Below are 13,958 nucleotides of genomic sequence, written 5' to 3'. Positions count from 1 at the left end.
CTTTGGTTTAAGTAGTTTGAATTGAAAAAGCCCTGACGTGTTCAGGGCTTTTTTGTAGGTATCTATACGTAGGCTATGTTGATTAAGGCGTAGGTTGGTATACCCAATCTGTTATTTGCGTGTGCTGCTTTCGCTTGAGTTTTAGCAAGAATCAAGGCATCGAAGATGTATAATAAATGCTGTTATTGAGGGAGAGCCTGCGATGCGTTTGAATGTGTTTACCGATTATTGTTTGCGCACGCTGATTTATGTCGGCGTGCAAGACGGCGGCATTGTTACGCGCAGTGAAATTGCCAGCGCTTATGATATTTCCGACAATCACTTGATGAAAGTGGTGAATTTTTTGTCGCGCAATGGTTTTATCGAAACTTCGCGTGGCAAGGGTGGTGGCATGCGTTTGGCGCGCGCGCCGAGCGAGATTAGCGTCGGCGCTTTGGTGCGCTTGAGCGAGGCGGATAGCCCGATGGTCGAATGCTTTGATCGCGAACATTCAACCTGTAGCATCGCCTCGGTATGTCGCTTGAAAGGGATTTTAAATGAAGCGATGCAAGCGCTGTATGCGGTGCTGGATCGCTATAGTTTGGCTGATTTAATCAGTAATCCGGTTGAGCTGAATGCCATTTTTCGGATTCCGCTGATCGAGCGCCGCGAATAAGCAGCAGTGCTTGATGGTGATATTTGAAATGCCCAAGTCGCCGAAATGTAGTCGATTTTAGCTTTGTTGTTCAAGCTTGCGATTTTGGGTTTGTCGATTAATATCGGCGCGTGTTTCTTGCTTTGATGTGTTGCTGACATTAAGTTGAAATATTTTTTTAGATGTATATTGCTGCAAGCATTTTATTGTATAGATCATATTGATATACCCATTGATGCCGCGCTGAAGTCGCGGCATTTTTTATTGCTCCGCAAGCGCGCTACTTGTCGTATTGCTGCGTTGTGCCTCCGTCATTTGGTGCTGTTTCCCTGATTCAATATCTCTTTGAATTTGGATTGTCGATTTAAACATGTAAATTATTTGCATGTTTTGATAATGTGCATATAAAATGTAACTAATTCACTTGCAGTTCATTTTTTATCACTCACGGAGAGCAATCATGCAAAAAACGCGCACCCTTTGGCGCTGGCTTGCGGTGGTGTTTTTCCTGTCATTCGCCGCTTTAGGCTGGATTGGCAGGGAAATTTACCTCGATAAACCACCCATTCCGCAGCAAGTTATCAGTAGTAGCGGCAAAGTCATTTATACCGGCGAGCAAATCCAGCGCGGCCAAGAAGCTTGGTTGTCGGCGGGTGGTCAGCAAGTGGGTTCGGTGTGGGGGCATGGTAGTTATGTGGCGCCCGATTGGTCGGCCGATTGGCTACATCGCGAAGCGTTGGCGCTGCGCAATATTTGGGCTCAACAGCAATTCAAAAAAGATTACGAACAGCTCACACGTGAAGAGCAAGCGCCGATTGATGTCCGTCTGATTGCGGTGATGCGCGGCAATACGTATGACAAAGCCAGCGATACGATCACGATTCAGGCTGATCGTGCGGTCGCGATGGCGCAAGTGGCGCAGCATTACGTGAGCTTATTTGGTAGCGATCCGGCCAAAGACGCATTGCGTGAGCAATACGCAATGATTTCCGGCTCAATCAAAAATGCCGATGATCTGAAAGCCTTGCCGGCGTTTTTCTTCTGGTCAGCGTGGGCGGCAACGACTAATCGTCCGGGTGAAAGTCATCTGTCGTACACCAGCAATTGGCCGCATGAACCGCTGGTTGAAAACAAACCAACGACAGGCACCAGCATGTGGTCGATTGCCAGCGTGATTTTATTGCTGGCGGGTATTTCAGCGATGATCTTGTTCCACAATATGCAACGCGATGATGAGCTAGCGGTCTGTCCGGAAACTGATCCCTTGATCGCATTGAAACTCACGCCGTCAATGCGCGCGACGATGAAGTATTTCTACGTGGTGATTGGATTGCTGCTGGCGCAAGTCGGCATGGGGATTGTGTCGGCACATTATCAAGTTGAAGGCGGCAGTTTCTTTGGGATTCCACTGGCGGAAGTGCTGCCATTTACGGTGAGCCGCACGATTCATACTCAGTTGGGCGTGCTGTGGATTGCGACCGCGTGGTTGGCGACGGGTCTGTTCCTTGCGCCAGTACTGGGTGGCAAAGAGCCAAAATTTCAGAAACTCGGCACTGATGCGCTGTTTTATGCCTTGCTATTGATCGTCGTCGGCTCGATTGCGACCGGTTGGGTTGGCACGATGCAACGCTTGGGGACTGACTACAGTTTTTGGCTCGGCAATCAGGGTTTGGAATACACCAGCATGGGTCGTATTTGGCAAATCCTGCTGTTTATTGGCCTGTTGATTTGGGCGACTTTGCTCGGTCGTGGTTTGTGGCCTGCGCTGCGCAAACCGTCGGAAAGCCAAGGTTTAATCGCGATGGTGTTTATTTCTGCCGTCTGTATTGGTCTGTTCTATGCATCATCACTGGTTTGGGGGCAAAAAACGCATTACGCGATGATTGAATACTGGCGCTGGTGGTTGGTGCATTTGTGGGTCGAAGGCTTCTTTGAAGTGTTTGCCACTGCCGTGATTGCTTTACTGCTCAGCCGCTTGGGTTTGATCCGTATCGCATCAGCCAATAGGGCAATTGTGCTGGAAACCATCGTGTTCTTGTTTGGCGGCATTTTGGGGACTTTGCATCACCTGTATTTCACCGGATCGCCAACGTCGGTGATTGCGATTGGCGCGATGTTCTCGGCGCTGGAAGTCGTGCCACTGGCTTTGATTGCCGCTGAGGCTTATCACACTTACCGCCACACCCAAGCCGCACCGTGGGTCGAGAAATATCGTTGGTCGATTATGTGTTTTGTTGCCGTCGGTTTCTGGAACACCGTCGGTGCGGGTTTGCTCGGTTTTGCAATCAATCCTCCGATTTCGCTGTACTACGTGCAAGGCCTAAATATGACCGCCGCCCACGGCCACGCCGCGCTGTTTGGTGTGTACGGCATGCTCGGCATTGGCTTGATGTTGTTCTGCTTGCGCGGTCTAACGCCTGCGGCGAAATGGAATGACAAACTGCTGAAACCGGCATTCTGGAGCATGAATATCGGCTTGGCGATGATGGTGTTTATGTCGCTGCTGCCGGCTGGGATTTATCAAGCTTTTGCCAGCATCGAACACGGCCTGTGGTATGCCCGCTCAGCCGAAATTATCCATTCACCAGTAATGGAAACCTTGGTGTGGCTGCGCGTGCCGGGCGACATTGTATTTGCCGTCGGCGTGGTGTTCTTGGCGGTGTTTGCGATTCGTTTGTTGGGTAAAGATCAAAGTCGGCCGGTTCCAGTGATTGATGGTCAGCTTGCGAGTGCGAAAGTTTAAGGGTTATTTTTATATGTATATCGATGTAGGCGTTAATTATTAAAGTCTGCATTGATATACCCAATGTATATTTTGTAGGGTGGGCTTCAGCTCACCACATCGATAAAGGAAGAGGAAAATGTCAGGCTGCGGAAGTTCTCATATTGCTTTAGATGGTGTGTACGGTTTTGATGCACGCGGTGTTGCGAAACGTTTTCGGCATGCGGCGATTTTTGGTGCGCTGGAATCTTTGTCTGAGGGCGAAACGATGCGTTTTGTGAATGACCATGATCCATTGCCATTGCTGGCACAAATCGAACAGCGCTATAAAGGCCAAGTGAAAGCGAACTATATTCAACGCGATCATGAGGCGATTGTGATTGATTTTTCAATTCATCCGCTTAAAGAAGAAGTGGCTGCGGCGGGTGAGGGTTGCGGCTCGGGTGGTTGCGGTTGCAGCGGGCAATAAGCTCACTTTGATGGATGATTTTTTTGCAGTTTGAGGCGAAAAAACAACGTAAATTCAAAACGATACGGCGCCTTGTGCGCCGTTTTTATTGGCAAAAATGGCTTACCTAAAATTAAATGTGTATTTAATATCTATGTTGACAATTGTCAATATTAAAGATGCTTATTAGTTACAACATATACGTATCAAAACGTGTTAACAGGAGCAGGATCATGGCTATGGAATGCTGTAGTTGGGCGGTAAAAAAAGTCGCTTTGCCAATTTTGGCGCTGGCGGTGTGCGCGGCGTTTGCGCCTTCGGTGTGGGCGAATACTGACGCCTTACCCGTTGAAACCGCGGTCTTGCTCGCGCCGCCGAATGTGCCTGCGCCGATTACGCGCAAAACACCCGCGAAAGTAATTGTGAATCTCACCGTTGAAGAAATGGTGCGTGAAATTACGCCGGGCACGAAATACACGTTTTGGACGTTTGGCGGCACCGTACCGGGCAAAATGATACGCGTGCGTCAAGGTGATACCGTCGAGCTCAATTTAAAGAATCTGGCCAGCAGCAAGCTGCCACACAATATTGATTTGCACGCCGTTTCTGGCCCGGGCGGTGGCGCACCGCAAACGTTGATTGCGCCAGGTAATCAGGCCAAATTCACCTTTAAAGCACTCAATCCTGGCTTGTACGTGTATCACTGCGCGACCGCGCCGGTGGCGATGCATATCGCCAACGGTATGTACGGCATGATTTTGGTTGAGCCTGAAGAAGGCCTAGCGCCCGTGGATAAAGAGTATTACGTGATGCAGGGCGATTTTTACACGCCGGGCGCATTTGGCGCGGGCGGCTTGCAGCCGTTTGATATGCAAAAGTCGATTAATGAAAACGCCAGCTATGTGCTGTTTAACGGCGCATCGAATGCACTGACTGGCAAAAATGCGCTGACCGCCAAAGTGGACGACAAAGTGCGGATTTACTTTGGTTCGGGCGGGCCGAATTTGATGTCGAGTTTCCATGTGATCGGCGCGGTATTCGATAAAGTTTATTTTGAAGGCGGCACGAAATTCCAAGAGCAAGTCCAAACCACCGTGGTGCCACCGGGCGGATCGACGATTGTTGAATTTGTACCGAAAGTGCCGGGCAATTTGACCTTGGTTGATCATGCTTTGAGCCGTGCTTTCCATAAAGGCGCGATCGGGATTATGTCGGTGACGGGGGATGAGCATCCAGAAATCTATAGCAAAGGCGTGAATAGCAAATTGAGCGCGGAATGATCGTTTTTAGATGTATGTAGATGTAGCCTAATTTTAATAATGGCTACATCTATATACCAACTAGGGGTAATTAAGATGCTAAAGAAATCTTTGCTGGTGCTGTGCTCCAGTTTGTTGATGATGCCTGTATTTTCTGCGGATGTGAGTGCGGGTAAAGTCGTTTATGACCGAATCTGCGTCGCCTGTCATATGGCGACGGGGGAGGGTTTGCCCGGCGCATTTCCGCCGCTGGCTAAATCGGATTTTTTCAAAAAAGCGACGCCAGCCACTTTGGTTAAAATTCTCGATCAGGGTATGACGGGCGAAGTGACAGTGAATGGGCAGAAATTTAATTCTGCGATGCCGGCGCAAAATTTGACCGATCAAGAAATGACCGATGTGCTCAATTATGTCAGCGTGGCGCTCAATGCGGGCAAGCCAACGCTGAAAGTGGAGCAAGTGAAAAAACTGCGAGTCGCAAAATGAAAATCGCCGCCGCCAGGCTATTGGGCATGAGTTTAATCAGTAGCGTATTTGCTGCTGATTATGTGCCGATTGCGGGTGGCACGCTGCGTACCGCTTTGCCACTCGATGGCGAAACGGTGCAAGTGGCGGCGTATCAATTGCGCACGCTACCGGTGAGCAATGCAGAATTTAAGCAGTTTTTGCAGCGTAATCCAAAGTGGCAGCGGGATCAGGTGGCAACGCTGTTTGCTGGCGAAAATTATCTCGCTAGCTGGGCAGCGCCGCTGGATTTTTCACCCAACACGCCTGCAGCACCGGTGACACAAGTGAGCTGGTTTGCTGCGAGTGCATTTTGTGAAACGGAAGGCGCGGCATTGCCGACGTGGTCGCAATGGGAGTTTGCCGCTGCCGCCGATGAAACACGGCCTGATGCGCGCAAAGATCCGCTGTGGCGCGCCAAAATCTTGGGCTGGTATGAAACGCTGAGTACCGACGTTTTACCCGCAGCAGGGCGACATCCGGCCAATTTTTACGGCGTTTACGATTTGCATCAGTCGATTTGGGAATGGGTGGATGATTTTAACGGCCTGTTTGTGAATGTGGATAGTCGCGCGCAGGGCGAGCAAAAAGTGCTAGAAACTTGCGGCGCAGCGGCATTGTCTTTGGGCGATAAAGAAAATTATGCAGTGCTGATGCGGATTGCCTTGCTGACCGCACTCAAGGGGCAGGATAGCGTGAATACATTGGGATTTCGCTGCGCGAAACCAGCGCTGCAATCCTTAAAATAGCGACATAACAGGAAGTTTTATCATGTTGAATAAAGCGTTGATTTTGAGTTTTTGCGGTCTTTTTGCCATTAGTGCAGGCGCTTGTGATGAACACGCCGCGCATCATGCGAGTGCGGTTGCTGCGCCCGTCAGCGGCGACTCGTTGTTTCAACTTAAAACGCCATTGATGAATCAGCAAGGGCAAGCTTTTCAGCTTGGCGATGCACCTGCCCAATTAACGGTGGTGACGATGTTTTACGGCGATTGCAATGTGTCTTGCCCGATTGTGCTTGAAAATATTAAGCGTACTTTGGCTGCCGTACCTAGTCAGCACGCAGCTTCAGTTCACGCGCTAATGATTAGTTTGAATCCCGGCGTTGATACCGCCAAATCTTTGGCTGGATTAGCGAAAATACATGGGTTTAACCCACAAAATGCCAGCTTGGCGGTGAGTGATAGTGACGTGCACACACGACAATTAGCGGCGGCGCTGGGCGTGAAATATCGGCGTGGTGCAAATGGTGAAATTAACCATAACACGCGTTTTGTGCTGCTCGATCAGCAGGGCAACATCGTGGCGAGTAGCGATACGCTGAGCGTGATTCCCGATCCTATTATCCTTTCGGCGATGCAGACGCAGCTCGTTAAAAAATAGTTTTATGATTTCCTCCCATTGAGCGCTCTGTATTAGCAGGGCGTTTTTTTTGACCTTAATCAGTTGGGTGCTGAACCAGTATCTATTGTGTTGATTGATAGGGCGTCATCGTGGTATTTTAATATGTATATAATTTGTATGTTTAATTTGCAGAAAGGATTCCGACATGAGCATCGCTAACATGAATCAAATCAACGTCATCACTCGCATCGATGTTCGAACCATTGCGCCCGTTGATCGGCATGCGCTGATTTTTAAAACCTTTGAATCGCTCAAAGCGGGGGAAGCGATGGAACTGGTGAACGATCACCGTCCTAGCCCCTTGCAAGCGCAATTTACCGAGCGGTTTGCGGGCGCGTTTACTTGGGATTATTTGCAAGACGGCCCACTGATTTGGCAAGTGAAAATCGACAAAATCAGCGATGCAACGACGGGTGCGCCGTGTTGCGGGCATTGCAACGGTTGATGAATCGCATAAGGAGCGCGCTATGAAGCGAGCACTAAAACAAACTATCGCCGCACCGCATCGACTGGGTTTTCTGGCCGGTGGCGTGCTGCTCTTATTGAGCTTTACGTGGTGGGGCGTGCATATGCTGGGGCGCTGGCAAGGCTTGGTGTTGCCAAGTGCGGTGGTACCGATGTTTTTGCATGCTTACAGTATGACGTACAGCTTTTTTCCCTTGTTTATGCTTGGCTTTATTTATACGGCAGGGCCGCGCTGGCTGAGTGTGCCTAGCCCCAGTTTGCGACGTTATGCTCCTGTAATGTTGGGGTATCTACTTGGTGGCATTGTTGTCATTGCCTCTACGGTCAATACCTCATTGCTGGTGCTAGGCATCAGCGTGCAAGCCATAGCATGGCTGGCTGGCTTGGCTTTATGGATTCGGGCGATTTTAAACAGCCAAGTGACAGATCAACTGCATGCGCGGGTGATTGCGTTGGCGTTTACGTTGGGATTGATCGGATTGCTGAGCGCTGTATTTTGGGCGGCAACTGGGAATACTATTGCGTGGCTTTGGTCGGTACAGATCGGCGTGTGGGGCTTGCTGCTGCCAGTGTTTTTGGCGGTGAGCCACCGAATGATTCCATTTTTCTCTGGCACGGCTTTGCAGCCTTATAGCCCATGGCGACCAACTTGGTGGCTATATACTCTGGTCGGGTGTTCATTGCTACGCATTGTATTGATTGGCTTTCAGATCAATACCTTTATAGTTGATGCCATCATGGCGAGTGTGTTGCTGTATACCACTTGGCGCTGGGATTTACGTAAATCGTTTAAAGTGAAATTGCTCGCGATGTTGCACGCGGCTTTTGCTTGGGCGGGTTTGGCGATGTTACTTTCCAGTATCAGTGAAGTGCTCAAACTAGCAGGGCATAATGGACTTGGTTTTGCATCGCTACATGCGCTGACCTTGGGTTTTTTCTGTTGTATGTTGCTGGCGTTTGTCACGCGCGTCACTTTGGGGCATTCAGGTCGCCCTTTGCTCACCGGCGGTGTGGCGTGGACGTGTTATTGGTCTATGCATGGCGTGGCGCTGGCCCGCGTGCTTGGGGAGATTTTTCCTGCGATTCAAGCTGCTGCATATGCACTGGCGGCATTATTGGCGCTGCTGGCTTTAGTGGCATGGAGCCGCGTGTATTTGCCGATGTATTGGCAGGCGCGTGTGGACGGTGCTGCGGGTTAGGTGGGCTAGCCCCGATTGAGGTTTTACTGCGATGGGGTGTAGGCTGTACTACGATGAAGCTACTTTCGTAAGTGCAAACCTGATGATAAAAAAAATTCCCGCAGAGTACATCAAGCCCGGTATGTTCATCCACGATTTAAATCTCGATTGGATGGATCACCCGTTTGTACGCAATAAATTCGTCATTCAAAATGATGAAGAAATCGCCAAAATCACCGCGACCGGCGTGCACGAAGTGTATATCGACACCGAGCGTGGTTTGGACTTGGCCGATGCGCCCACGCTCGAAGAAGTGAATGCGGAGCTGGATGCTGATTTGCTGCGGATTGCCGAAGCACCGTCGCCGATTATCCGAATTTCTTATGGTGAAGAGCTGGCTCGGGCGCAGAAAATCCATCTGCAAGCGACTAATGCCGTCAAAACAGTGATGCGTGATGTTCGCTTAGGGCAGGCGATTCAGCTGGAAAATGTCGCTAATGTTGTCGAGGACATTACCGAATCGGTGCTCAGGAATAGCGGCGCTTTGGTGGGTTTATCGGCGATTAAAGATAAAGACGAATATACGTTTTTGCATTCGGTGAGCGTCTGTACTTTGATGGTGACCTTTGCCCAGTCGATGGGCTTAGATCGAGATTTGATTCGTTTGGCAGGCATGGGCGGCCTATTGCACGACACGGGCAAAATGAAAGTGCCGAATAATATTTTGAATAAACCAGGCCGTTTGACCGAAGCCGAATTTGCCATTATGCGCACGCATCCCGAGGAGGGTTGGAAAATCCTCAAAGATATCGACGGCATGGAAGCGATTCCGCTGGATATCACTTTGCATCACCATGAACGCATGGATGGCACGGGTTATCCGTATAAGTTACCCGGTAGCGAAATCAGCCAAATGGCGCAAATGGCGGCGGTGGTGGATGTGTATGACGCGATTACATCGGATCGCTGCTATCACGTTGGTATGCCAGCCACTGAAGGGCTGCGTAAATTATGGGAATGGAGCAAATTTCACTTTAACCCCGAATTGGTGCAAGCGTTTATGCGCACGGTAGGGATTTATCCGGTGGGAACTTTGGTGCGTTTGGAGTCGGGTCGTTTGGGTGTGGTCTTGGAGCAAAATGAAGGCAGTTTGCTGCAACCGAAGCTTAAAGTGATTTTTAGTACCAAGTCCAATACCTATATCACGCCAGCGATTGTGGATTTAGCTCGGCCTATGGGGCAGGGTGGCGCAGATAAAATTATGGGCCACGAAGATCCCGCGAAATGGGGGATTAACGTAGCCCAGTTTTTGTTTGCCGTCGCGTAATTCCAGTTTTGAATTCAACCCTGAATTGTCGGTGTCGCGTGCTACAGCACTGTTTGCTGCTCACCTTCGTGTCACGTTTGATTTAAAATTGGAATTAATTAAGTTATTAATGCAAAAATTTTATGGCAAGGCATCGAAGCCGCAGGCAGTACATCAAGTACGACAAGGCAAGATAACGATGCAAGAAATTTTTTGCTTATCTACTTATTGGTTGACGGCGGTTTTGGTTTTCTCTTTGGCAGAGAAAACCCGATAGCGCAGCTCGATGCCCTCAGGCACGTACACAACGAGTGGTAACTTGGCGTTGTAGCGGTGCAACTGTTCAGAATAAATCGCAACGAATTCTTGTTTCTTTTTCGCATTCGGTGGGCAAGCCATCATGGTGCTTGGACCCGGCTGAACTTGGTCGACCACCCAATAATTAAAGCCCCAACCTTCTGCAGTTTTTTCAGTCATCGTGCCGCTTAAGCGCGAGCGGTTGCAATCGACTTCCATTACTTTGCCTGGCAATAATTGCACGCGATACAGTTCAGGATTGGCGACGCTAGGCAAATGAATCACCTTGCGCACCATGCCTGCTTCGGCAGCAGGAAATGGTTTCATTGGATCGGGCGTGGCGCTGGGGGCAGCGAATGCTGTGCCGCAAGTGAGTAAACTTAAGGCGAGAACGGATGAAGATAGTTTCATGCAAATACTCCGATGTGTTTGGTGTCATTCAAATGGCAAGAATTAGAAATGCCACAATCGTGTTCGCCCATCATAAAGAAAATAGACTACGAATAGATGCAATTATTAACATCGCTAAGTAATAAGGCAAAAGCTCTCCAGCATCGTTGTAGCTACTGGCCGTAATAAACATATTGTCTGCGGGCGCTGCGCCTTGCTGGAAAATTTTTGCACGAGTACTTCGCGCTGAAAAACGCTAGCGTGAGTATTTATTGATGGCGGCTTGGATTTCGGCGATGGCTTTTTCGATGTCATCGTCACTGATTTCTGGTGTAGAAGCCATAGTGAGTGCATCGATATGCGTGCTGACGGTATTGGCATCGAGTTTTTGTGTAGAAACAAAGGCTTCGGTATCAGGAAAATCATTGCTATCGTGCCAATTGATCGCGAGCGCAGTGAGGTTGTCGCCATACGCGCCACCACGAATTTCAGCTCTATCCATTAATTGTGGCACTGAAAACATCACAGGGAATGAGGACAAAAAGTGCGTAATTTCGCCTTCGGCGAGCGATCCCCAAAAGCCATCGGTACACAGCAATAAAGCATCGCCATCATTGAGAACGACTTTGCCGCCGATTTCAATTTCGGGTAATAAACTGCCGCCGATGCAGTTATAGATTTTATTTTTTTCGGCGTGATGCATGGCTTCTTGTTCAGTAATCAGCCCTGCATCTACTAATTTTCGCACCTTTGAATGATCGCGCGTTTGAGCGATCGCTTTGCCGTCTCGAATCATATAAAAGCGTGAATCGCCAACGTGCGCCCAATACACAATGCCATCTTGCAAAATGCAAGTCACGACCGTCGTGCGCGGCACTTCGATCAAATGGTGCGCAATCGCGTAGTTGTAGATTGCATCGTGACAGCTCATCAACGCATCTTGCAAAAACTCGGCAGGATTAAAAATAATCGGATTGGCTTTCTTTTGAAACTGATCGCTGAGGAGTTCAACGGTAATTTGTGCAGCAACTTCACCATGCAAATGCCCGCCCATGCCATCGGCGACTACCAAGAGCAGTGAGTCGCGGCTATATGAATAGCCAAATCGATCTTGATTGTATTGCCGACCGCCTTTACGAGTTTCTTGGAATACCGAGAATTTCATGCGTCTTCCCTGCTTTTAGGGCGGCTTATTTCGATCCATTTGCGTTTTAGCGTGCTGATTAAATTACTCTTTTTGCTGGGTGCAGAACCAGGCTCAAGGAGTAGTTTTTGGATTTGCAGCACACTTTGTGGCCGTTTTTCGTGATCAATTTCAAGGCACTGATGAATTAAATTGAGTAGCTCAGGGGAATAACGATCGCCGTAGGCAATTTCAAGACGCTGAACCTTATCTTCTTTTTCTCGGCTATCGGCCGCTTGTGGCGCAGTGCCAGAAATACACGCAAACATGGATGAGCCAATGCCGTAAATATCCGTCCAAGGCCCAAGCTGTTCTTTTTTGCGATATTGTTCAGGCGCCGCAAAACCGGGCGTATACATCGGCGTAAGGCGGGAATGCTCGGCAGTCAGCGATTGGCGCGCAGAGCCAAAATCGAGCAACACCGGCGAGCCGTCTTTGCGGATATATATATTGGCGGGCTTGATATCTAAATGCAGTAGTTTATTAAGATGAACTTCGCGTAGGCCATTGAGCAAATTATAAAATACGCTGCGGATCAGTCTTTCATCCACGCCTTCGCGTTCATGATTGATCTGAATTTCTTTTTGCAAAGTACGGCCACGTTCGTACTCCATGACCATATAAACCGTATCGTTCGCACGGAAAAAATTCAGTACGCGAACGATATTGGGATGCTGGATTCGGGCTAAAGTTTTGCCTTCTTCAAAAAAACATTTCAAGCCATGGCGAAACAGTGCGATGTGTTCTTCGCTCACCGCTTGCACGACAACGCCTTCTTTGCGTAGCGCCAGCGAATTGGGTAGGTATTCTTTGATGGCAACGGGGTAGTCGTGCTCATCGTGGGCTAAATAGACAATACTAAAGCCGCCCGCTGAAAGCAGCTTGGCGACGGTGTAGTTCTGTAATTGGTAACCGCGTGCGAGCGGTTGATTGCTTGGGGTGGCCATGCTTAGTTTTAGTTATACTCGTAAGTGTTTAGGTTCTGTTGACGCTTGTTTTACACTCGCGTTTGTGCGGATTTTGGCCTGAAACAAGGCACGGGGTGCGCAGTGTAGTCATTCTACACCAGCGCTCCGTAACGTAGTGTCAGGCCCAAAGCCGCCAAACCCGAAGGGCTGGGCGCTTTTCGAGGTGACTCTGTGTTGTAGCAAGCTCACATAGAATGACTATGTATCGCTTACTACGCCTTGATTCACTTCGAAAATCGCTCCAGCGCGAGCGTAAAACAAGTGTCAACAGAACCTTAGTGTCAGCCCTGCCGCTGTAACTGTAAAGCGGCGAGCATTAAAGGAATTAATATGATTTATAGCATGACTGGCTACGCAAGTGCCCAAAGAGAATTATCCCATGGCGTATTATCGGTCGAGTTGCGTGCCGTCAACCATCGCTTTTTAGATCTAACCCTTAGATTGCCAGAGGAATTTCGCGCTTTAGAAGGTGCGATTCGCGAGAAACTCAGTGGCCGCCTCAATCGTGGCAAGCTCGAGTGCCGACTCAATTTTAATGCCCGCGATGCTGCTAATACGCAGTTGCGCCTAAACAACGCTTTGGTCGCTGAATTGCTACGCCTTGCAGATCAAGTTAAGGAACACCAAGCGAGCGCAGGTGATTTGCGCATGGCCGATATCTTGCGTTGGCCCGGTGTGATTGAATCGGATGCCTTGCCGACTGAGTTATTGCAGGCGACTGCCTTAGAAGCTTTGGATGTGGCCTTGGACGACTTTTTAGCCAGCCGTGGTCGTGAAGGCGAGAAGCTGGCTGAAATTTTGCTTGAACGTGTAACGGCGATGGATGCATTAATCGCGGGCGTGAAACCGCTGATTCCGCAAATCGTTATCGATTACGAAGCGAAATTGACGCAACGCTTCTTAGAAGCCATTGGCAGCGCAGAAGACGACCGTGTGCGCCAAGAAATGGTGATGTTTGCGCAAAAGGTCGATGTGCTCGAAGAAATTGATCGCTTGCAAACGCATTTGATTGAATTGCGCCGTATTTTGAAAAAAGGCGGCAATGTAGGTAAACGTTTGGATTTCTTAATGCAAGAACTCAATCGTGAAGCCAATACTTTAGGTTCAAAATCCGTTTCGGTTGAAACCTCCAAAGTTTCGATGGAATTGAAGGTCTTGATCGAACAAATGCGCGAACAAGTGCAAAATATCGAATAAACT

Annotated in this window: 14 protein-coding genes; 11 read left to right on the top strand and 3 right to left on the bottom strand. The window is 49.1% G+C overall.

What is annotated here, in order from left to right:
* The first annotated feature begins 202 nt into the window (after nucleotides 1–202).
* The 10 genes from Q320_RS0114700 (at nucleotide 203) to Q320_RS0114645 (ending at nucleotide 9,941) form a co-directional block, all read left to right on the top strand.
* Entirely contained in the window at nucleotides 203–655 is a 453-nt protein-coding gene (locus Q320_RS0114700; protein WP_027469633.1) for an RrF2 family transcriptional regulator, read from the top strand.
* A 439-nt stretch (nucleotides 656–1,094) separates the two neighbouring features.
* Complete coding sequence (locus Q320_RS0114690; RefSeq protein WP_027469631.1) at nucleotides 1,095–3,377, top strand: nitric-oxide reductase large subunit; 2,283 nt, start codon at nucleotides 1,095–1,097, stop codon at nucleotides 3,375–3,377.
* A gap of 118 nt (nucleotides 3,378–3,495) precedes the next feature.
* Nucleotides 3,496–3,825 carry a DUF2249 domain-containing protein gene (locus Q320_RS0114685; protein ID WP_035853813.1) on the top strand — a complete coding sequence of 110 codons (330 nt, stop codon included), beginning with the start codon at nucleotides 3,496–3,498 and terminating at the stop codon, nucleotides 3,823–3,825.
* Nucleotides 3,826–4,037: 212 nt separating this feature from the next.
* Nucleotides 4,038–5,084: a copper-containing nitrite reductase gene (gene nirK, locus Q320_RS0114675; RefSeq protein ID WP_211251239.1), complete on the top strand. Its 1,047-nt coding sequence runs from the start codon at nucleotides 4,038–4,040 to the stop codon at nucleotides 5,082–5,084.
* A 75-nt stretch (nucleotides 5,085–5,159) separates the two neighbouring features.
* On the top strand, nucleotides 5,160–5,549 hold the full coding sequence (locus tag Q320_RS20055; RefSeq protein ID WP_051534784.1) for a c-type cytochrome: 390 nt from the start codon (nucleotides 5,160–5,162) through the stop codon (nucleotides 5,547–5,549).
* A 26-nt stretch (nucleotides 5,550–5,575) separates the two neighbouring features.
* Entirely contained in the window at nucleotides 5,576–6,316 is a 741-nt protein-coding gene (locus tag Q320_RS0114665) for a formylglycine-generating enzyme family protein (protein WP_211251238.1), read from the top strand.
* Between the two features lie 22 nt (nucleotides 6,317–6,338).
* Entirely contained in the window at nucleotides 6,339–6,950 is a 612-nt protein-coding gene (locus tag Q320_RS20050; protein WP_051534783.1) for an SCO family protein, read from the top strand.
* A gap of 166 nt (nucleotides 6,951–7,116) precedes the next feature.
* Complete coding sequence (locus Q320_RS0114655; RefSeq protein WP_245591028.1) at nucleotides 7,117–7,416, top strand: DUF2249 domain-containing protein; 300 nt, start codon at nucleotides 7,117–7,119, stop codon at nucleotides 7,414–7,416.
* A gap of 22 nt (nucleotides 7,417–7,438) precedes the next feature.
* Nucleotides 7,439–8,635 carry an NnrS family protein gene (locus tag Q320_RS20045; RefSeq protein WP_051534782.1) on the top strand — a complete coding sequence of 399 codons (1,197 nt, stop codon included), beginning with the start codon at nucleotides 7,439–7,441 and terminating at the stop codon, nucleotides 8,633–8,635.
* A gap of 82 nt (nucleotides 8,636–8,717) precedes the next feature.
* Complete coding sequence (locus Q320_RS0114645) at nucleotides 8,718–9,941, top strand: HD-GYP domain-containing protein (RefSeq protein WP_027469626.1); 1,224 nt, start codon at nucleotides 8,718–8,720, stop codon at nucleotides 9,939–9,941.
* A 204-nt stretch (nucleotides 9,942–10,145) separates the two neighbouring features.
* On the opposite strand, the gene eco is transcribed toward Q320_RS0114645, so the two are convergent.
* From eco to Q320_RS0114630, 3 genes are all read right to left on the bottom strand, one after another.
* Nucleotides 10,146–10,628 (bottom strand): serine protease inhibitor ecotin, encoded by a 483-nt coding sequence (gene eco, locus Q320_RS0114640; protein WP_027469625.1) that lies wholly within the window; start codon nucleotides 10,626–10,628, stop codon nucleotides 10,146–10,148.
* A gap of 235 nt (nucleotides 10,629–10,863) precedes the next feature.
* Nucleotides 10,864–11,772 (bottom strand): PP2C family protein-serine/threonine phosphatase, encoded by a 909-nt coding sequence (locus tag Q320_RS0114635; protein WP_027469624.1) that lies wholly within the window; start codon nucleotides 11,770–11,772, stop codon nucleotides 10,864–10,866.
* Nucleotides 11,769–12,737, bottom strand: a complete 969-nt coding sequence (locus tag Q320_RS0114630; protein ID WP_027469623.1) for a serine/threonine protein kinase — start codon at nucleotides 12,735–12,737, stop codon at nucleotides 11,769–11,771. The genes Q320_RS0114635 and Q320_RS0114630 overlap by 4 nt, the downstream gene beginning before the upstream one ends.
* A 351-nt stretch (nucleotides 12,738–13,088) precedes the next feature.
* Between Q320_RS0114630 and Q320_RS0114625 the strand changes: the two genes are divergently transcribed.
* Complete coding sequence (locus tag Q320_RS0114625; RefSeq protein WP_027469622.1) at nucleotides 13,089–13,955, top strand: YicC/YloC family endoribonuclease; 867 nt, start codon at nucleotides 13,089–13,091, stop codon at nucleotides 13,953–13,955.
* The last annotated feature ends 3 nt before the right edge of the window (nucleotides 13,956–13,958 follow it).

This window comes from Deefgea rivuli DSM 18356, from assembly GCF_000620145.1.
GTDB classification, from domain to species: Bacteria; Pseudomonadota; Gammaproteobacteria; order Burkholderiales; family Chitinibacteraceae; genus Deefgea; species Deefgea rivuli.
This window is presented reverse-complemented; position numbering and strand designations above follow the sequence as displayed.